This window comes from Tersicoccus solisilvae, from assembly GCF_014643255.1.
GTDB classification, from domain to species: domain Bacteria; phylum Actinomycetota; class Actinomycetes; order Actinomycetales; family Micrococcaceae; genus Tersicoccus; species Tersicoccus solisilvae.
Map to the genome: position 1 here is coordinate 150,564 of NZ_BMJI01000006.1, position 18,372 is coordinate 168,935.

Consider the following 18,372-nt stretch of genomic DNA (forward strand, 5'->3'; position numbering starts at 1 on the left):
GGGCGGTCCTCGTGTTCATGTCCCGCGGCGCCGTCGGCGGAGGCAGCGCACGATCTCGTCGGCGCCCCACACGATGACGGGGAACGGCAGCAGCATCAACAGCTGCCACGGTTCGGGGGCAGCGGTGCCGAACACCAGCTGCGCGGGCGGCAGGTACACGATCAGGGCGGAGAAGACGAGCTCGACGACGATGCTGCCGAGCAGGAGGCGGTTGGTGCCGAACCCGATCTGCGCCAGGCTGGCGTCCTGCGTCCGCGCCGCGAAGGCCGTGCCGATCTGGCAGGCCACGATGGCGAGAAACGTGATCGTCGTGGCCTGGGTCGTTACCGCGTGCAGGGGCCCCTCGCTCGTGTCGCTGCCCCAGGACCAGCCGCCCTCCAGCAGCGTGATCAGGAAGGCGGCGGTGACCAGGGCCGCGGAGATGCCGCCCAGCAGCCCCCAGGCCCGCACGAGCATGGGCGCGTCGATGATGTGCTGGGTCGGCGCGCGCGGGGGGCGTTCCATGATCCTCGGCTCCTCCGGCTCGCGACCGAGCGCCAGCGCCGGCAGCGTCTCCGTGCCCAGGTCGATGGCGAGGATCTGCATGACCGTCAGGGGCAACGGGACCGCCCCGCCCGCCACCGCGTACAGCAAGAAGGGCACCACCTCGGGCGTGGCGTGGGCGAAGACGTACACGATGAACTTGCGGATGTTGTCGTACACCCGTCGACCGGAGCGAACAGCGCTGACGATGGAGGCGAAGTCGTCGTCCACCAGGACCATGGCGGCCGCTTCCCGAGCGACGTCCGTGCCGGAGCGGCCCATCGCGATGCCGATGTCCGCCCGTCGCAGGGCGGGCGCGTCGTTCACGCCGTCCCCGGTCATCGCGACGACATAGCCGAGCGCCCGCAGCGCGTCCGCCACCCGCAGCTTCGCCTCAGGGGAGGTACGAGCGAAGATCACCTCCTCCTCGCTGGCCAGGATCGCGTCCAGCTCGGCCTCCGACAGGTGGTCCAGGTCAGCTCCGTTGATCACCCGGGAGCCCGGGCCGCCGATGCCGATCCGCGTGGCGATGCCGCGGGCGGTCATGCCGTGGTCCCCGGTCATGATGATGAGGCGGATGCCGGCCGCGTGGCAGTGTCTGACGGCGTCGGCAACCTCGGGCCGCGGCGGATCCTGCAGGGCGACCATGCCCAGCAGGACGAGACCGCTCTCGGCCTCGTGGCGGGTCAGCGGATCGCCCGGCGTCCCGGTGACGCGTCGCTCCGCGACCGCGAGGACTCGCAACCCCTGCACCGCCCAGGCGTCCAGGACCCCGAGGATGCTGTCCCGGTCCCGTGCGGTCAGCACGACATCCGCTCCCTCGGCGTCCGCCCTCCGGTCACACAACGGCACGATCTCCTCGGGTGCGCCCTTGGCGTGCACCCGGACCTCGTCACCGACCCGGTCCACCGTGGACATCCGCCGGAGCGTCGCGTCGAAGGGGAACTGGGCGAGTCGCTCGATCGTCCCGTCGGAGCCGCCGAGCGCGACGGCGGCGCGGAGCAGCGCGACCTCGGTGGGGTCACCGCTCTCCCGCCCGTCCACGTCCAGGTGCGCGTTGTTGCACGCGGTCAGCGCGCGGGCGAGGCGGAACCGATCGTTCCCGAGACGCGCGACGGTGGCCGGCTCGATCCGGTCGACGGGTCCACGGGCGGGCGTCCAGAGGGCGACCGCCCGCATCCTGTTCAACGTCAGGGTCCCGGTCTTGTCCGTGCAGATGACGCTCGTCGAACCGAGGGTCTCGACCGCGGACATCCGCTTCACCAGAGCGCCCTCCCGGGCGAGGCCGCGAACACCGGCGGCGAGGGCGAGGGAGATGGTGGGAAGCAGCCCCTCGGGCACGTTCGCGACCAGCAGGCCGATGGCGAAGTTGAGGGTGTCACCCACGGACAAGGAGGCGAGGAACATCCCGACCGGAATGAACGACGCCGCGACCAGGACGGAGACGATGCCGATGACCCGGGTGGCATGGCCCACCTGGCGCTCCAGGGGGCTGCTGTCGTGGCCCACGCGCTCGGTCAGCGCGGCGATCCGTCCGAGTTCGGTGTGCATCCCGGTCGCGGTGACGGCCGCCCGGGCCTCACCGCCGGTGCACACCGTGCCGCTGAAGATGGCGTCCACGGCGTCCGTTCCCCCGTCGGGCGCCGAGTCGGCGCGGGGGGCACGCAGCACGGGCACGGACTCGCCGGTCAGGGTGGACAGATCCATCTCCACCGCTCCCTCGAGGAGCCGCGCGTCAGCGGAGACGCGGTCCCCCTCCCCGACCACGATCACGTCGCCCGGGACGAGCACACGGGCGTCGAGAAGCGTCTCGACGCCGTCGCGGAGGACCCGGACGGACGGCGGCAGGTAGGCCTTCAATGCCTCGACCGCTCGTTCGGCGTGCCTCTCCTGGATGAACGCGAACCCGGCGTTGAGCAGGACGATCACCACGATCGTCACCGCGGACGCCCCCGCTCCGGTGACGGCGCTCAGGGCTGCGGCGATCCACAGCAACAGTGCCAGGGGCTGGGTGAGCTGCCGCAGGACCTGCCGTGGCCAGGTCCTGCCGCCGCGACGGACCAGTTCGTTGGGCCCGTATACCACCAGGCGCCGGTCTGCTTCGCGCTGGGACAGTCCGGCCCGGCCGGAGCCCAGCTCGCTGAGCACTCGATCCGGGCCGGGAACCGGATTCGCCGACGGGCGATCACGTGATCGACCGTCGTCCGCCTCGATGGTCATGCCGCCCGCGACGCGCGTGCGCGCGGCTCAGGCGCGTGAGCGCGCGGTGCGGCCATCGGCCTGCTCCTCGTCCTCCGTCACGCGCGGACGGTGGACGACGAGGACGGGACAGTGCGCGTGCTCGGCGCAGGCCGCGCTCACCGAGCCCAGCAGCATGCCCATGAAGCCGCCGTGGCCGCGACTGCCGAGCACGAGCATGCGGGCGTGCCGGCTGCGTTCGATCAGGGTGCGTTTCGTCGGGCCGTAGAGCAGGCCCGCCGTCAGGCCGTCCGGCGGCCCTTCCTCGAAGGCTGCCCGCACCGTGTCGTCGAGCGACGCGCGGGCGTCCCCCTCGATCACGGAGCTGGAGATGCCGTAGTAGTCGGCCTGGTCGGGAAACTCCCACACCATGACCACCTCCAGCGGCGCCTGGAGCGCGTCCGCGAGAACCGCGGCCTCCCGCAGGGCCTCGACCGACGAGTCGGACCCGTCGACGCCGACGAGGATCGGTTCAGCAGCGTTGTTGATCGTCATGTCACCACGGTGCCGGCGTCGGGGCCGATCGCCCAGGGACCAAGGTCACACGCGTGCCCGGCACGGGCCCAAGGTCCCGGAGCCACCGAGCGATCGCGCTCCATGCTGGAGGCATGCCTACCACGAGAGGGGGCGGGCACCGGCGCCACTGGCGTGAGCTGACCCCGCGCCAGCAAGCCACGATCCTCACCCTGGCCTCGGTTCAGCTCTCCCTCGCCGCCACCGCCTGGGCCGACCTGGCGTTCCGGCCGCCCGGCCAGGTCAACGGCAGCAAACCGGTGTGGGCCGCGATCATCGCGATCAACGGCATCGGACCCGTCCTGTACTTCCTCCGCGGCCGGAGGCCGGTCGAGGGTCCGGGTTCGGGTCGAAGGTCCCTGTCGGGGAAGCGCCGCCGTTCTTAGCGTGATTGTCACCGGGAGTCACTCGTCCCGAGACGGAGGTCAGGACCATGTCGGATATCCATCGCGCCCTCTTGCTCCATCCGGCCGCACCGGACGTGCCGCCGGGCGATCGCTCGGTCGAGGGGAGGATGATCGACGCCTGCGCCGCCACGGCGGCGATCTGCCGCGTCGCCGCCGATGCCTCCCTGGAGTCCGCCGTGACGGACGACGTACGGGAGCGGATGCGCGCCGAGCAGAGCTGCGCCGACGTGTGTCTCGCGACGGCGGCCGTGCTCTCCCGGCCGGGTACGCTGATCAGCGCCAGCGGTCGCGACCTGCTGGTGACCCTCGTGGACGCCTGCCGCCACGCGTGCGAGGTGACCCGGCGGCTGTGCTCGGAGTGCGCCGGCACGCACGAGCACTGCCGTCTGGCGGCGGAGTCGTGCGCGCACTGCGCCCAGGCCTGTCGCGACCTGCTGCGCCACCTGCAGGAGTCGCGTTGAGCGCGTCAGCGGTCACCTGGTTCGAGCACCTGGGCCTGGCCGACCTGCCGACGGTCGGGGGGAAGAACGCCTCCCTCGGGGAGATGGTCCAGGCGCTGGCGGCCAGCGGCGTCCGAGTACCCGACGGGTTCGCGATCTCCGCGGAGGTGTACCGCGAGTTCGTGAACGCGAACGGCATCCGCCCCGCTCTCGAGCAGGCACTGGCCGCCTTCCGGGCGGGCGAGGCGAGCCTTCGCGCCACCGGTGAGCGGCTGCGTGCGCTCTTCCTCGGCGGCGACGTCTCCGGCCCGGCCGCGGATCGGATCCGCGCGTGCTACCGCGAGCTCGCCCGACGGGCGGGAGAACCCGATCCCCGCGTGGCGGTGCGCAGCAGCGCGACGGCGGAGGACCTGCCGGACGCGAGCTTCGCCGGGCAGCAGGAGACGTATCTCAACGTCCAGGGCGACGACGAGCTGCTCGCGGCGTGCCGGCGCTGCTACGCCTCGCTCTTCACCGATCGGGCGATCACCTACCGGGAGCTCAAGGGCTTCGACCACCTGCAGGTCGGCCTGTCCATCGGGGTACAGCGCATGGTCGGCGCGGACGAGGGCGGCTCCGGCGTGATGTTCTCGCTCGACACCGAGAGCGGCTTCCCCCACGTGGTCGTGATCAGTGCGGCCTGGGGACTGGGCGAGACGGTGGTCCAGGGTGCCGTCGACCCGGACAAGTACCTCGTCCACAAGCACCTGTTGGACGTCGCGCCCTGTCCTATCGTCGAGAAGACCCGCGGCGCCAAGCTGCGGAAGATGGTCCTCGGGCCGGGCGCTTCGGGCACCCGCCTGGTCGACACCACGGCCGAGGAGCGCGGGCGCCTCGTGCTGGACGACGAGGACGTCCTGCACCTGGCCCGGTGGGCCGTGCTCGTGGAGAACCACTACGGGCGTCCCATGGACATGGAGTGGGCGAAGGAGGGCCGGACCGGCGAGCTGTTCATGCTGCAGGCCCGGCCCGAGACCGTCCAGGCTCGCCGGGCCGCCAACCGTTTCACCGTCCACCGCCTGACCGGCACCGGCGAGGTCCTGCTCACCGGCGCGGCCATCGGGGACGGCATCTCCGCCGGCGATGCCCGGATCGTCCGCAGTGCCGCGGACCTCGACGCCTTTCCGACCGGGTCGGTCCTCGTCGCCGAGATGACGGACCCGGACTGGGTTCCGGCGATGCGGCGGGCCGCCGGGATCGTCACCGATCACGGCGGCTCGACCAGCCACGCCGCGATCGTCAGCCGCGAGCTGGGTCTGCCGGCCGTCGTCGGCACCGGGACCGCCACCGACCGGTTGGTGGACGGGCAGCCGATCACGCTCTCCTGCGCGGAGGGGGACCAGGGACGGGTCTACGACCGGGTGCTGCCGTTCACCACCGAGGACGTGGATCTCGGGGAGCTCCCGGAGACGCGGACCGCCCTGATGGTCAACGTGGCCAGTCCGGCGGCGGCCTTCCAGTGGTGGCGGCTGCCGGCCGACGGCGTGGGCCTGGCCCGGATGGAGTTCATCATCACCAGCCTGATCCAGGCTCACCCCCTGGCGCTCCTTCATCCCGAGCGGGTCACGGACGCCGGCGAGCGCGCGCGCATCGCCGACCTCACCGCCGGTTTCGCCGACGGCGCCGAGTTCTTCGTCCAGACGCTGGCCCGCGGCATCGCCAAACTGGCCACCCCGTACCACCCCCACCGGGTGATCGTGCGGTTGAGCGACTTCAAGTCCAACGAGTACGCCCACCTGCTCGGCGGCGTCGCGTTCGAGGAGCCCGAGGAGAACCCGATGTTGGGCTTCCGGGGCGCCTCCCGCTACTACCATCCCCGCTACCGGGAGGGCTTCGCACTCGAGTGCCGGGCGCTGGCGCTGGTCCGTACCCACCTCGGCTTCGCCAACGTGGCGGTCATGGTGCCGTTCTGCCGTACCGTCGCCGAGGCCGACCGGGTGCTGGCCGAGATGGCCGCCAACGGGCTGCGCCGGGGCGAGGACGGACTGCAGGTGTGGATGATGTGCGAGGTCCCCTCCAACGCGGTCCTCGCCGAGCAGTTCGCCACCCGTTTCGACGGCTTCTCCATCGGCTCCAACGACCTGACCCAGCTTCTGCTGGGCATCGACCGCGACTCCGACGTGCTACGGCCCCTGTTCGACGAGCGGGACGAGGCGGTCACCCGCACGATCGCCCAGGTGATCCGGACCGCGCACGACGCCGGTATCCCGGTGGGGATCTGCGGGCAGGCCCCGAGTGACCATCCCGAGTTCGCCGCGTTCCTCGTCCGGGCGGGCATCGATTCGATCTCCCTCAATCCGGACAGCTTCCTGCGCACCGCGCGGCTGGTGGCCGACGCGGAACAGCAGGCCGGCGGGCGGGTGGCCCCGGCATGACCGTCCGGCGCCACGTCCCGAGCCGTCCCGGCCCGTCATCCCATCCGCACCCCATCCGCCGGAGGCCGTCATGAGCACGCCCACGCGCCCGATCGCCGCTCCCCCGCCCCGTCAGCCCTCGGGGCCCCCGTGGACGGGTCCGCCGGGCTCGATCCGTCCGGGGCCTGCGCATCGCACTCGGCCGGGCCACTGGGTCGTGCTCGTCATCGGGGTCCTGCTCACGACGACGGGCTTCGGCCTGACGGTCGGCGGTGCCGTGGTCCTGGGCGCCGACGCGAGCAGGGACGACGACGGCTACATCGGCTCCGGCACGGAGCGCTACGCGACCTCCGGCTATGCGCTGACGTCGCCGTCGTTACGGCTCGATCTCGGGAACCTCTCGTCCACGGGAGCCCCGGCCCTTTCCGACGTCGTCAGCGTGCGGCTCCGGGTGAACCCCGTGGTGCCGGGAGCGCAGACCTTCGTCGGGATCGGCGACACCGCGGCGGTGACGCGGTACCTGGACCAGGTGCCGGTCTCGGCCATCGCGACACCCGGGGGCGGTCCGCGCGCCACGGACCGCTCCGACGACGCGCGCGTCGGGCTGCCCGTCAGCGGCGGCGACCGCGCGCCGGCGGGGCCGGGCTCCCAGGACCTCTGGACGATCTCCTCGCACGGCGCCGGAACGCAAGAGCTGGCCATGGACCTGCCCTCCGGCGACTGGACCCTGGTGGTGATGAACGCCGACGGGTCGCGCCCGGTCTGGGTGGACATGCAGGCGGCGGTCAGATCCCCCGTGGTCGGCCCGCTCGGCGGAGGCCTGCTGGCGGCCGGACTCGTCGGCCTCGTCGTCGGCATCCCGCTGCTGCTGCTGGGCGCGGCCGGTCTCGGCCGGGACATCGCGCCCGACGTTCCCGGGCCGCATCCGCCGGGCCAGCCAGGGTCGATGGCCTCCGGCGGCGGCGGGGAGCGCCTGGTTCCGCCGAGCTGGCCGTCGCCGTACCCGGTGTGGTTCCAGGGTTTCCTGGACCCCCGCCTGTCCCGCGGCCTGTGGCTGGTGAAATGGATCCTCGGGGTGCCGCACTACCTGGTGCTGGCGCTGTTGTGGGTCGCGGTGCTGGTCACCTCCCTCGCCGCCGGCCTCGTCGTCCTCGTCACGGGACGGTATCCGCGCGCCTGGTTCGCCTTCACGGTCGGCGTGCTGCGCTGGAACTGGCGGGTCGGCTTCTACGCCTACTCCGCGCTCGGAACCGACCGCTACCCGCCCTTCTCCCTGGACCACGCCGACTATCCCGCCGACCTCGACGTCGCCTACCCCGGTCGGCTGTCGCACGGACTGGTCCTCGTCAAGTGGTGGCTGCTGGCCCTCCCCCACCTGATCATCGTCGCCCTGCTCACCGGGGGCACCGTCGCAGCCTGGCGGTGGTGGGGCACGGGCGCCTTCGGTGGGGGGTGGAGCTGGTCCGTGCTGGGCGTCCTCGTCCTCGTGGCCGGCGTGATCCTCCTCATCGGCCGCCGGTATCCGCGGGACCTGTTCGATCTGGTGATGGGTCTGAACCGGTGGATCCACCGCGTCGCCGCCTACGTCCTGCTGCTCCGCGACGAGTACCCGCCGTTCCGGCTGGAGCAGGGCCCCATCGATCGGCCGACACCCACGAAGCCTCCCCCGCCCGCCTGACCGCACCGGGCACCTCATCCGCCGGGGCGGACCTGTCGATCCGTCGGTCGCGGAACAGAGGGGTCGGGCGGCAGGGATGCTCGCGCCGATGCGCAACGTCGTTCCACCCGCATTTCCTCTCGGATACCGTGCTACGTTCGCCGTGATGGACTTCGTGCAGCTCTCCCGGGAGGCGCTGGCCGAGACGCTGCTGGCGGCCGGCCCGGGCCGCGACACCCTCTGCGAGGGCTGGCGCACGCAGGAGCTCGCCGCGCATCTGTACCTGCGGGAGCACCGGCCCGGCGCGGCCGCCGGGATCGCCCTGCCCCCGCTCGCCGAGCGGACCGAGCGGCGCACCCGGGAACTGGCGGCCACCGCGAGCACCCAGGCGGACTTCGCGGCCCTCGTCGAGCGCTTCCGGCGGGAACCCTCGCTGCTCAGCCCGCGGCGCCTGCCTCGGCTGGCCGCCCGGGTGAACCTGCTCGAGTACTTCGTGCACACCGAGGACGTGCGTCGCGCCGTCGACGAATGGGCGCCCCGCATCCTGGATGCCGACTACGAGGCGGCCCTGTGGGAGCGGCTCGTGGCCTTCGCGTCGTTCGCCTACCGCTCGTCGCCCGTCGGTGTCGTCCTGGTCGATCCCGAGGGCTACCGGCACGTGGCCCGGCGTGCGGCCGACGCGGTCGCCGTCACGGGGGCACCCGGGGAGCTGCTGATGCACGCGTCGGGCCGCCGTACCGAGGCGCTGGTGACGGTCGAGGGATCGGCGGAGGCGATCGCCGCACTCGCCGGCTGACCCCGCCCCGCCCGGGCTCAGCGGACGGGGTGGCCCGCCGCCCGGATCGCGGCCTTGACCTGGGCGATGGCGTCGTCCGGGCCGAAGTGGAACACCGAGGCCGCCAACACGGCGTCGGCACCGGCGTCCACCGCCGGCGGGAAGTGCTCGGGGACGCCGGCCCCGCCGGAGGCGATCAGCGGGATGCCGACCTCGGCCCGCACGGCCGCGATCAGCTCGAGGTCGAAGCCGTCCTTGGTGCCGTCCGCGTCGATCGAGTTGAGCAGGATCTCGCCCACGCCGCGCTCGGCGGCCTGCCGCGCCCAGGCGAGGGCGTCGATGCCGGTCCCGCGCCGGCCGCCGTGCGTGGTGACCTCGAAGCCCGAGTCGGTGCGGGCGTCGCCGCGCACGCGGCGGGCGTCCAGGGAGAGCACGAGCACCTGGGAGCCGAACCGGGTCACGATCTCGTCGATCACCTCCGGTCGATCCACCGCCGCGGTGTTGATCGAGGTCTTGTCGGCGCCCTCGCGCAGCAGCCGGTCGACGTCGGCGGCCGAGCGGACGCCGCCACCCACGGTCAGCGGGATGAAGACCTCCTCGGCCGCGCGGCGGACCACGTCGTAGGTGGTGGCGCGGTTGCCGGAGGAGGCGGTCACGTCGAGGAAGGTGAGTTCGTCCGCCCCGGCCCGGTCGTACCGGTGAGCCAGTTCCACCGGATCGCCGGCGTCGCGCAGCCCCTCGAACTGCACGCCCTTGACCACCCGGCCGGCGTCGACGTCCAGGCACGGGATGACGCGGATCGCCACGCTCATGTCGATCTCCTTCGGGGCGGCGGAACTCAGATCCGGGCGGCGTGGATGGCGCTGGTGAGGATGGCGCGCGCGCCGAGCTCGTACAGCTCGTCCATCATGCGGTTGGTCTGCGTCCGCAGCACCATCGCCCGGACGGCCACCCACTGCCCGTCCCGCAGCGGTGAGATGGTCGGCGACTCCAGGCCCGGCGTGATGGCGGACGCGGCGTCGACCAGGTCGGCGCGGATGTCGTAGTCCATCATCACGTAGCGACGCGCCACGAGAACGCCCTGCAGGCGCCGGATCAGTACGTCGAGGCCCTCGGGCTCGTGCCCGTCCCGGCCGATCAGCACGGCCTCGGAGCGCAGGATCGGCTCCCCGAACGTCTCCATCCCGGCGGCGCGCAGGGTGGTGCCGGTCTCGACGACGTCGGCGATCGCGTCGGCCACCCCGAGCCGCACGGAGGACTCGACGGCGCCGTCGAGCCGCACGACCGACGCGTCGACGCCCCGTTCGGCCAGGTAGCGGCGCAGCAGGCCGTCGTAGCTGGTGGCCAGCCGGCGGCCGGCCAGCTGCTCGATGGTGGTGAACCGGCCCAGCGGCCCGGCGAAGCGGAAGGTGGAGGCGGCGAAGCCCAGCTCCATCAGTTCGACGGCGTCGGCGCCGGAGTCGAGCAGCAGGTCCCGGCCGGTCAGGCCGACGTCGAGGGTGCCGGAGCCCACGTAGACGGCGATGTCACGCGGGCGCAGGTAGAAGAACTCGACGTGGTTCTCCTGGTCGGTCAGGACCAGTTCCCGGGTGTCGCGGCGCTGCCGGTAGCCGGCCTCGCTGAGCATCGTGGTGGCGGCTTCGGACAGGGAGCCCTTGTTGGGGACGGCGACGCGGAGCATGGGGTCTCTTTCCAGGAGGGATCTGACGGCGGACGGGCGGCCTACAGATGTCGGTAGACGTCCTCGAGCGTCAGCCCCTTGGCGATCATCATCACCTGCACGTGGTAGAGCAGCTGCGAGATCTCCTCGGCCGCCTCCTCGTCGGTCTCGTACTCGGCGGCCATCCACACCTCGGCGGCCTCCTCGACGATCTTCTTGCCGATGCCGTGCACGCCGGCGTCCAGCTCCGCGACGGTCCGGGAGCCGTCGGGGCGGTCGGCGGCCTTGGCGCGCAGCTCGGCGAAGAGGGAATCGAAGGATTTCACGGCCCCCACGTTACCGTCGTCCCGCCCGGGCCCCGGTATCGGCGGCGGCGGCTCCCGTCACACCGGCCAGCACCGCGGCCGTGTTCAGCGCAGCGGCGGCCGCCTCGAACCCCTTGTCCTCGCTCGAGCCCTCCAGGCCGGCGCGATCGAGCGCCTGGGCCTCGGTGTCGCAGGTGAGGACGCCGAAGCCGACGGGAACGCCCGTGGTCACGGACACGTCGGTCAGCCCGGTGGTCGCGGCGGAGCACACGTACTCGAAGTGCGGGGTGCCGCCGCGGATCACGACGCCGAGCGCGACGACGGCGTCCACGGTGGGGGCAAGCCGCGCGGCGGCGACCGGCAGCTCGAAGGACCCGGGCACGCGCACCTCGACGGCGGTGGCACCGGCGGCCTCGACGGCACGGCGGGCGCCGGCGAGCAGGCCGCCCATCACCCGCTCGTGCCAGGAGGCGGCGACGATGGCGACGCGCAGGTCCTTCGTGCCGGGGTCGAGGGTGGGCTGGGGGGCGCCGTGGCCGCTCATCGGGGATCCTCCTGGGTCGGGGTGGTACGGGGGGCCATGCTGCTGGTCATGGTGCTGGGTGCCGGCTCGACGGGATGCCGGGCGAGGTGGACGATCAGGTCGGCGATGCTGATCAGCACCAGGCCGTGCTCGTCGGCGAAAGCGCGCAGGGCGGGCAGCCGCATCATCGACCCGTCGTCGTGCACGAGTTCGGCGATCACGCCGACCGGCCGGTGCCCGGTGGCCAGGCAGAGGGCCACCGCGGCCTCGGTGTGCCCGGGCCGGGCGTCGAGCAGCCCGTCCGCGGCGATCAGGGGGAACACGTGGCCGGGCCGGGTCAGGTCGGAGGCGGTGGCCGCGGGGTCGGCGAGCACCGTGGCGGTGCGGGCGCGGTCGGCCGCGCTGATGCCGGTGCTGACGCCGGTCGCGGCGTCGGTCGACACGGTGTAGGCGGTGCCCTTGGGGTCCTCGTTGACGGCCAGCATCGGCGGCAGGGCCAGCAGCTGGGCACGCTCGGCGGTCAGCGGCACGCAGATCACGCCCGAGGTGTACCGGACGGTGAACCCCATCAGGGCGGCGTCGGCACGCTCGGCCGGGAAGATGAGGTCGCCCTCGTTCTCGCGGTCCTCGTCGTCGACGACGACGACGGGCCGCCCGTCGCTCAGGGCCGCCAGCGCGTCCGCGATCGGGTCGAGCCGGACGGCGCCCGGTGCCGTCGCCGTGCCGGACCGGTCGGCGGGGGTCGTCACGCCGTTCACGCCTGCACCCCCGCGTCCGTCGTGCCGGCCGCCGGGGCGCCGATCGCCCCGAAGGCGGCGAGCCGGGCCGCGTACTTGGCCATCACGTCCACCTCGAGGTTGACCCGGTGCCCCGGGCGCACCGCCCCGAGCGTGGTGACGGCGAGCGTGGTGGGGATGAGCCCGACCTCGAACCAGTGCTCCACGGCGCCGGCGGCACTGACGGCGGTCACGGTCAGGGACACCCCGTGGACGGCGACGGACCCCTTCTCGGCCAGGTAGGGAGCGAGCCCGGCGGGCACGGTGAAGCGCAGCCGCTCCCAGTCGCCGTGGTCCTCGCGCTCGGCGAGGACGGCGACGCCGTCGACGTGGCCCTGCACGATGTGCCCGTCGAGGCGGTCGGTGGGCTGCAGGCACCGTTCGAGGTTGACCGTGTCGCCCGGCGCGAGCGAACCGATGGTGGTGCGCCGCAGGGTCTCCCCCATCACGTCCAGGCGCACGGTGCCGCCGTCGGCGGGGTCGGTGGTGGCGGTGAGGCAGACGCCGTCGACGGCCAGGGAGCCGCCGAACGGCAGGTCCGTGGCAGCGTCGTGCGCGGAGAGGGTCAGCACGGCGCTGTCGCGGGTCGGGTCGAGCGCGAGGTCCCGGACCGTGCCCTGGTCGGTGATGATGCCGGTGAACATGTCAGCCCTTCGTGGTGTCGACGGTGTCGTCGACGGGATCGGTGGCGGGGTGCGCGTCGGAGCCGGTGGGACCGCCCCGCCGGGCGGGCACGAAGCGCAGCCGGGTGTCGGGGCCGAACCGGGTGGCGGCGCCGCCACCGGCCTCGTCGGGGACGAACCGCAGCGCGTCGTCGAGCGTGGCCAGGCCGAGATCGGGGAACGCGGGCCGGCCGCCGAGCAGGACGGGCGCCTGGTAGACGACGAGCTCGTCGATCAGGCCCGCCCGGGCGAAGGCGGCGCTGAGCCGGGGGCTGCCGTCGATCAGGACGTGCCGGACGCCGTCGGCGTAGAGACCGGCCAGCGCCTCGGCCGGATCGCGGGTCGGTAGGTGGCGGAAACGGTCGTCGTGGCCGCGGATCGCCGCGTCGGCCGGCACGGGGCGCAGCCCCATCACCGCGCGGCGGGGCTGCCGGTCCCCCAGCGAGCCGTCCGGCCGGCGCGCGGTCAGGGCGGGGTCGTCGGCCAGGACGGTGCCGGTGGAGACGAGCACGGCGTCGGCGAGGGCGCGCAGCCGGTGCCCGTCCGCGCGAGCGGCGGGCCCGGTGATCCAGCGGCTCGTGCCGTCGGCCGCCGCGATGCCACCGTCGAGGCTCTGGGCGACCTTGACGGTGACGAAGGGCCGAGTGCCGACCGCGGTGAGCCAGCGCCGGTTCAGGTCGCGGGCGGCATCGCCCAGCAGGCCGTCCCGCACCTCGACGCCGGCGGCGCGCAGCCGGTGCGCTCCCCCGGCGGCGGCCCGGTGCGGGTCGCCGATGGCGTGCACCACGGAGCGGACCCCGGCGGCGAGGATCGCCTCGGTGCACGCGCCGGTCCGGCCGGTGTGGTTGCAGGGCTCCAGGGTGACGACCATGGTCGCGGCGGCGATCCGCTCCGGAGTGGCGCCGGCGGCGGCGGCGCGGTGCAGCACGTCGACCTCGGCGTGATCGGTTCCCGCGCCGCGGTGGTGCCCGACGGCGACGAGCCGCCCGTCCCGGTCCACCAGCGCGGCCCCCACGAGAGGATTGGCCCCGCGCACGCCGGTCGCGGCCGCGCGCAGAGCGGCGGCCATCGCGTGTTCCTCGGCGACGGTGAAGCCGGTGGCGTGGGGCGTCGTCGTGGTCATGACTCGACCCGCGGATCGGGGAAGACTATCTCCACGCGCGGCGTGGCCGCCTGGTTGCGGTAGCGCCACCAGACGAAGAAGCCGGTGAGGGTGAAGCAACCGTAGAAGATGTACATCACGGCCGAGGCCCAGTAGCCGGCGGAGATGAGCAGGGGGACCCCGACGATGTCCACGGCGACCCAGATCAGCCAGAACTCCACCCAGCCGCGGGCCATGCCGAGGGTCGCGAGCAGGGAGCCGACGAAGATCCAGGCGTCCGCCCACACGGGCTCGTAACTGCCGAGCGCCCGGAACGCCGGCGTCAGCACGCCCGTGCCGACGACGAGGGCCAGGACGAGCCCGACCCGGGTCGGATTGGAGGCCCACTGGGGGGTGACGGCGGTGCCCGCGTCGCCCCGGGCCTGCCGCCAGCGGTACCAGCCGTAGATCGAGACGACGATGAACATCACCTGCCGCCCGGCCTGACCGAGCAGGTTCACGGGATGGGGCGAGCCGAAGACGGCGCCGAGGAAGACGGTGAAGAGCAGGACGTTGCCGACGATGCCGACCGGCCACGCCCAGACCCGGCGCCGCATCCCGCCGAACGCGGAGAGCAGGCCGAACACGTTGCCCAGCACCTCGCGCCACAGGATGAAGCCGCCACCGATGGTCAGCTTGGCCTCGAACAGCCACCGCAGGACGTCCACGCGCCTGATCCTTCCCTCACCGTTCCGTTCGTCGACGGTTCCGGGGTGAGGGTGCACACGAGGACCGGGCACGGTCAGGACCGCGGACCCGGCGTCGGCCCGGCGGTCGCCGGACGTCGTGCACGACGTGCTTCTCCCATCCAGACTGTGACTGTCGGTGCCGGAATTCCACCGGCTCAACCGGTGCGTGGCCTCGGTGGACACCACCGAGGCGACGCACCGGGTCGCGGACTTTGACCGCCGGTTCGGACTTTCACCGACCCCGGAGCACGTATCGTCCCAGTATGGCACGCGGGCCCGGGCGGACCCCCGGGGACGGCGTCACGTTCGCGTCACGTGCCGGCGCCGGTGGTGCGCCGGTGCGGTCAGCGGCCGCGGGCGGCCCCGCGCAGGCCCGCGATGGCGGCCGCGGCGTCGGCGGCCCCATAGACGGAGGACCCCGCGACGAACACATCGGCGCCGGCGTCGGCCGCCGCGACGATCGTCTCCGTGGTCACGCCGCCGTCGACCTGCAGGGCCACCTCGGCACCGGAGCCGTCGATCGCGGCGCGGGCGCGGCGGAGCTTGGGCAGCATGACGTCGAGGAACGCCTGCCCGCCGAAGCCGGGCTCGACCGTCATGACGAGCAGCAGGTCGATCTCGGCGAGCAGGTCCAGCCACGGCTCGACCGGGGTGGCCGGGCGCAGGGCGACCCCGGCGCGGGCGCCGAGGGAGCGCAGTTCCCGCGCGAGGCGGACGGGCGCGGTGGCCGCCTCGGCGTGGAACGTGACGGACGCGGCCCCGGCCTCCGCGTACCCGGGGGCCCAGCGGTCCGGGTCCGCGATCATCAGGTGCACGTCCAGCGGGATCGGGCTGACCTGCTGGAGGCGCTGCACCACCGGCAGCCCGAGCGTCAGATTCGGCACGAAGTGGTTGTCCATGATGTCCACGTGCACGCTGTCCGCGTCGGCGATCCGGCCGAGCTCGGCCTCGAGGTTCGCGAAGTCGGCCGAGAGGATGCTGGGGTGGATCCTGGCGTGCCGGGCCGCCGGGGTCGTCGCTGATTCGGTCACGGTGCCTCCGTCGGGGTCGGGTTCTCGGGGCCGGGGCCGCCCGGCGTCGCGGGTACCCGCAGCAGCGCCAGGAACATGGCGTCGGTGCCGTGCACGTGCGGCCACAGCTGGGCGGTCCGGGGCCCGGGCGCGTCGCGCTCCGATCCGGCGGCCCCGCCCGCGTGCAGCGGGACCAGGGCGGCGGCGTCGAGCACGGCGGGCGTGTCGAGCAGCTCGACGCCCGGGTTCGCCCGCAGCACGTCGTCGACGACGGCGGTCGTCTCGGCCACGTGGGGTGAGCAGGTCGCGTAGGCGACGACGCCGCCGGGCCGGGTCGCCGCGAGGGCGGAGCGGAGCAGGTCCCGCTGCAGCGACCCCAGCCGGGCGACGTCGGCGGGGGTGCGCCGCCAGCGCGCCTCGGGCCGGCGGCGGAAGGCACCGAGACCGGAGCACGGCACGTCGACGAGGACCCGGTCGTAGCCGGCCGTCTCCTCGCCGCCGATGTCCCGGGCGTCCCGTTCGGTGATCCGCCAGGCCCTCTCCGGCACGGCGGCCAGGGCGCGCCGCACGAGGTCGGCGCGGTGGGATGCGGGTTCGTTGGCCGTGACGACGGCCCCCCGCTCGAGGGCGAGGGCGGCCAGGAGGGCGGCCTTGCCCCCGGGCCCGGCGCACCCGTCGAGCCAGCGTTCCCCGCCGCCGTCCTGACCCTCACCGCCGGCGACGGGCGCCGCCGCCAGCGCCCGGGCCACCAGCTGGGAGCCGGCGTCCTGGATCCGCACCGTGCCGTCCTGCACGCCGGTGAACCGGCTCAGGTCGCCGGCGGCGATGGTGGCGGACCCGGCGGCGAGCTCGCCGGGACGGGCACCGGCGGCCAGCATCTCGTCGAGGTCCCCGAGTCCGGGTAGCGCCAGCAGATGCACCACCGGGGCGGCGTTGTCGGCGGCGAGCAGGTCGGTCAGCTCCGCCGCATCGCGGCCGTGGGCGACGAGGGCCTGCCGCAGCGCGCGGACCACCCAGGTGGGGTGGTGGTAACGCAGGCCGGCGGCGGTCGTCTCGTCCGTGCCCGACGTCAGCTCGTCCAGCCAGGCGTCGAGGGACCGCTCCGCGACCCGCCGGAGCACCGCGTTGATGAAGCCGCTGGGTCCGGCCCCGATGGTCTCCCGGGCCAACGCGACGGTCTGGTCGAGGGCCGCGTGGGCGGGCACCCGCATGGCGAGCAGCTGGTGGACACCGAGGCGGAGGGCGTCGCGGACGGGAGCGTCCACCGCGTCGAGGGGCCGGTCGATGCACCGGGAGAGGATCGCGTCCCAGGTGCCGAGCGAGCGCAAGGCGCCGTAGGCCAGTTCCGTGGCGAAGCCGGCGTCACGGCCGGACAGCCCGTGCCGGCGCAGCCGGGCCGGCAGCACGAGGTTGGCGTAGGCGTCGTCGGCGCTGACGGCGCGGAGGGTCTCGTACGCGGCCAATCGGGCCGGGTCGGAGGTGCGGCCGCGCCGGGCCGGCGCGGCCGAACTGAAGCGGCGTTCCCCGCCTCGATTGCGCTCGCGGCCCTGGGCGTTGCGGCGCACCTCTCCCCCGCCCCCGCGGCACCGCTGGTCGTGGTCGTGGTCGCGGCGACGGTTCCGGTCCTGATCAGCCAAAGCGCAGCTCCTCACCGTGCTGGGCGCCTCGCCACCAGTCCGCGGCGGGCATGGGCGTGCGGCCGGCGGGCTGCACGGTGCTCAGGACGACGGCGCCGTCCCCGGCTCCGACCAGGACGTCCCCGCCGCGGCCGGCCACCACGCCCGGGGCGAGGGCCGGCACGTCCTCGTCCGTCACCCGGACGGGGCCGAGCTTGACCCGCTGGCCGGCCAGGGTGGTCCAGGCGCCGGGCTCGGGGGTGACGCCGCGGCTGCGGGCGTCCAGCGCCGCGGCGGGGGCGGACCAGTCGAGCCGGCCGTCCTCGAGGGTCAGCTTGGGGGCGAGGGTGACCTCGCCGGCCTGCTCGCTCGCCCGGGCGGTGCCCGCCTCGAGGCCCACCAGCACGTCGGCGAGCAGGTCGGTTCCGCTCGCGGTCAGGGACTGCAGCAGGGTGGCGGCGGTGTCGGCCGGCCCGATCCGAGCGGTGACCGTGCCGTACACCGGACCGGTGTCCAGGCCGGCGCGCAGGGCGAACACGCTGGCGCCGGTGGTGGTCAGCCCGTCGATGATCGCCCGCTGTGCGGGGGCGGCCCCCCGGTAGGCGGGCAGCAGCGAGAAGTGCAGGTTGATCCAGCCGTGCCGCGGCAGGTCCAGGGCTCCGGTCGGTACGAGCGCGCCGTACGCGACGACGGCGGCGACGTCGAGGTCGAGATCGGCCAGCCAGGCCCGGACGTCGTCGTCGACCCGGGCGGCCTTGACCACCGGCAGCCCCAGCTCCTCGGCGACGGCCGCCACCGGCGAGGGGGTCAGCACCCGCTTGCGGCCGAGCGGGGCGTCCGGCCGGGTCAGGACGCCGACGAGGTGGCGGTCGCTGCCGGCCAGCCGCTCGTGCAGGCGGCGCAGGGCGTCGGCGGCGGTCGGCGGGGTGCCGGCGAAGAGGATCCTCATCGGCCGCCACCGAAGAAGCTCGCGCCCGGGGCGGACGCCGGCACGGAGGACCGCGCCGCCGGCTGCCCGGTGGCGGCGGTCCGCGGAGCGGCGGTC

General features: G+C 74.0%; 18 protein-coding genes and 1 riboswitch. Of the genes, 5 read left to right on the forward strand and 13 right to left on the reverse strand.

What is annotated here, in order from left to right; genetic code table 11:
* Nucleotides 1-15: 15 nt before the first annotated feature.
* Nucleotides 16-2,670: a cation-translocating P-type ATPase gene (locus IEX22_RS07540; protein WP_229659848.1), complete on the reverse strand. Its 2,655-nt coding sequence runs from the start codon at nucleotides 2,668-2,670 to the stop codon at nucleotides 16-18.
* A 99-nt stretch (nucleotides 2,671-2,769) separates the two neighbouring features.
* Entirely contained in the window at nucleotides 2,770-3,255 is a 486-nt protein-coding gene (locus IEX22_RS07545; RefSeq protein WP_188667718.1) for a universal stress protein, read from the reverse strand.
* Between the two features lie 113 nt (nucleotides 3,256-3,368).
* Here IEX22_RS07545 and IEX22_RS07550 point away from each other — a divergent pair, with 113 nt between their 5' ends.
* The 5 genes from IEX22_RS07550 (at nucleotide 3,369) to IEX22_RS07570 (ending at nucleotide 8,966) form a co-directional block, all read left to right on the forward strand.
* Nucleotides 3,369-3,659 (forward strand): PLDc N-terminal domain-containing protein, encoded by a 291-nt coding sequence (locus IEX22_RS07550; protein WP_188667719.1) that lies wholly within the window; start codon nucleotides 3,369-3,371, stop codon nucleotides 3,657-3,659.
* A gap of 47 nt (nucleotides 3,660-3,706) precedes the next feature.
* The gene (locus IEX22_RS07555; RefSeq protein ID WP_188667720.1) at nucleotides 3,707-4,141 is read left to right on the forward strand and encodes a four-helix bundle copper-binding protein; all 435 of its coding nucleotides are present in this window, start codon (nucleotides 3,707-3,709) and stop codon (nucleotides 4,139-4,141) included.
* Nucleotides 4,138-6,534: a phosphoenolpyruvate synthase gene (ppsA, locus tag IEX22_RS07560; protein ID WP_188667721.1), complete on the forward strand. Its 2,397-nt coding sequence runs from the start codon at nucleotides 4,138-4,140 to the stop codon at nucleotides 6,532-6,534. The genes IEX22_RS07555 and ppsA overlap by 4 nt, the downstream gene beginning before the upstream one ends.
* Before the next feature lie 196 nt (nucleotides 6,535-6,730).
* Complete coding sequence (locus IEX22_RS07565; RefSeq protein ID WP_229659849.1) at nucleotides 6,731-8,191, forward strand: DUF4389 domain-containing protein; 1,461 nt, start codon at nucleotides 6,731-6,733, stop codon at nucleotides 8,189-8,191.
* Between the two features lie 145 nt (nucleotides 8,192-8,336).
* Nucleotides 8,337-8,966, forward strand: coding sequence for a TIGR03085 family metal-binding protein (locus tag IEX22_RS07570; protein ID WP_188667723.1), 630 nt, complete (start codon nucleotides 8,337-8,339; stop codon nucleotides 8,964-8,966).
* Between the two features lie 17 nt (nucleotides 8,967-8,983).
* Here the strand turns inward: IEX22_RS07570 and hisF are convergent, their stop codons facing one another.
* From hisF to fmt, 11 genes are all read right to left on the reverse strand, one after another.
* Nucleotides 8,984-9,757: an imidazole glycerol phosphate synthase subunit HisF gene (hisF, locus tag IEX22_RS07575; protein ID WP_188667724.1), complete on the reverse strand. Its 774-nt coding sequence runs from the start codon at nucleotides 9,755-9,757 to the stop codon at nucleotides 8,984-8,986.
* A 26-nt stretch (nucleotides 9,758-9,783) separates the two neighbouring features.
* Nucleotides 9,784-10,626: an ATP phosphoribosyltransferase gene (gene hisG, locus IEX22_RS07580; RefSeq protein WP_188667725.1), complete on the reverse strand. Its 843-nt coding sequence runs from the start codon at nucleotides 10,624-10,626 to the stop codon at nucleotides 9,784-9,786.
* A 41-nt stretch (nucleotides 10,627-10,667) separates the two neighbouring features.
* On the reverse strand, nucleotides 10,668-10,931 hold the full coding sequence (locus IEX22_RS07585; protein WP_188667726.1) for a phosphoribosyl-ATP diphosphatase: 264 nt from the start codon (nucleotides 10,929-10,931) through the stop codon (nucleotides 10,668-10,670).
* Between the two features lie 10 nt (nucleotides 10,932-10,941).
* Entirely contained in the window at nucleotides 10,942-11,454 is a 513-nt protein-coding gene (gene ribH / locus IEX22_RS07590; RefSeq protein WP_188667727.1) for a 6,7-dimethyl-8-ribityllumazine synthase, read from the reverse strand.
* Entirely contained in the window at nucleotides 11,451-12,182 is a 732-nt protein-coding gene (gene ribB, locus IEX22_RS07595) for a 3,4-dihydroxy-2-butanone-4-phosphate synthase (RefSeq protein ID WP_188667728.1), read from the reverse strand. Before ribB ends, ribH begins: the two co-directional genes overlap by 4 nt.
* Before the next feature lie 5 nt (nucleotides 12,183-12,187).
* Nucleotides 12,188-12,853, reverse strand: a complete 666-nt coding sequence (locus tag IEX22_RS07600) for a riboflavin synthase (RefSeq protein ID WP_188667729.1) — start codon at nucleotides 12,851-12,853, stop codon at nucleotides 12,188-12,190.
* Between the two features lies 1 nt (nucleotide 12,854).
* Entirely contained in the window at nucleotides 12,855-13,994 is a 1,140-nt protein-coding gene (gene ribD / locus IEX22_RS07605; RefSeq protein ID WP_188667730.1) for a bifunctional diaminohydroxyphosphoribosylaminopyrimidine deaminase/5-amino-6-(5-phosphoribosylamino)uracil reductase RibD, read from the reverse strand.
* Nucleotides 13,991-14,680: a nicotinamide riboside transporter PnuC gene (gene pnuC / locus IEX22_RS07610; RefSeq protein ID WP_188667731.1), complete on the reverse strand. Its 690-nt coding sequence runs from the start codon at nucleotides 14,678-14,680 to the stop codon at nucleotides 13,991-13,993. Before pnuC ends, ribD begins: the two co-directional genes overlap by 4 nt.
* A 123-nt stretch (nucleotides 14,681-14,803) precedes the next feature.
* Nucleotides 14,804-14,955: riboswitch (FMN riboswitch) on the reverse strand.
* A 90-nt stretch (nucleotides 14,956-15,045) separates the two neighbouring features.
* Nucleotides 15,046-15,732, reverse strand: coding sequence for a ribulose-phosphate 3-epimerase (rpe, locus tag IEX22_RS07615; RefSeq protein WP_229659850.1), 687 nt, complete (start codon nucleotides 15,730-15,732; stop codon nucleotides 15,046-15,048).
* Nucleotides 15,729-17,348, reverse strand: coding sequence for an RsmB/NOP family class I SAM-dependent RNA methyltransferase (locus IEX22_RS07620; protein WP_188667732.1), 1,620 nt, complete (start codon nucleotides 17,346-17,348; stop codon nucleotides 15,729-15,731). The genes rpe and IEX22_RS07620 overlap by 4 nt, the downstream gene beginning before the upstream one ends.
* Nucleotides 17,341-18,276 (reverse strand): methionyl-tRNA formyltransferase, encoded by a 936-nt coding sequence (fmt, locus tag IEX22_RS07625; protein ID WP_188667733.1) that lies wholly within the window; start codon nucleotides 18,274-18,276, stop codon nucleotides 17,341-17,343. The genes IEX22_RS07620 and fmt overlap by 8 nt, the downstream gene beginning before the upstream one ends.
* Nucleotides 18,277-18,372: the final 96 nt, after the last annotated feature.

What these genes read in the sequence shown, in the direction of transcription:
- IEX22_RS07545 (WP_188667718.1), bottom strand. Translation starts at nt 3,255, where the DNA reads ATGACGATCAACAACGCTGCTGAACCGATCCTCGTCGGCGTCGACGGG.
- IEX22_RS07550 (WP_188667719.1), top strand. Translation starts at nt 3,369, where the DNA reads ATGCCTACCACGAGAGGGGGCGGGCACCGGCGCCACTGGCGTGAGCTG.
- IEX22_RS07555 (WP_188667720.1), top strand. Translation starts at nt 3,707, where the DNA reads ATGTCGGATATCCATCGCGCCCTCTTGCTCCATCCGGCCGCACCGGAC.
- IEX22_RS07570 (WP_188667723.1), top strand. Translation starts at nt 8,337, where the DNA reads ATGGACTTCGTGCAGCTCTCCCGGGAGGCGCTGGCCGAGACGCTGCTG.
- hisF (WP_188667724.1), bottom strand. Translation starts at nt 9,757, where the DNA reads ATGAGCGTGGCGATCCGCGTCATCCCGTGCCTGGACGTCGACGCCGGC.
- hisG (WP_188667725.1), bottom strand. Translation starts at nt 10,626, where the DNA reads ATGCTCCGCGTCGCCGTCCCCAACAAGGGCTCCCTGTCCGAAGCCGCC.
- ribH (WP_188667727.1), bottom strand. Translation starts at nt 11,454, where the DNA reads ATGAGCGGCCACGGCGCCCCCCAGCCCACCCTCGACCCCGGCACGAAG.
- IEX22_RS07600 (WP_188667729.1), bottom strand. Translation starts at nt 12,853, where the DNA reads ATGTTCACCGGCATCATCACCGACCAGGGCACGGTCCGGGACCTCGCG.
- ribD (WP_188667730.1), bottom strand. Translation starts at nt 13,994, where the DNA reads ATGACCACGACGACGCCCCACGCCACCGGCTTCACCGTCGCCGAGGAA.
- fmt (WP_188667733.1), bottom strand. Translation starts at nt 18,276, where the DNA reads ATGAGGATCCTCTTCGCCGGCACCCCGCCGACCGCCGCCGACGCCCTG.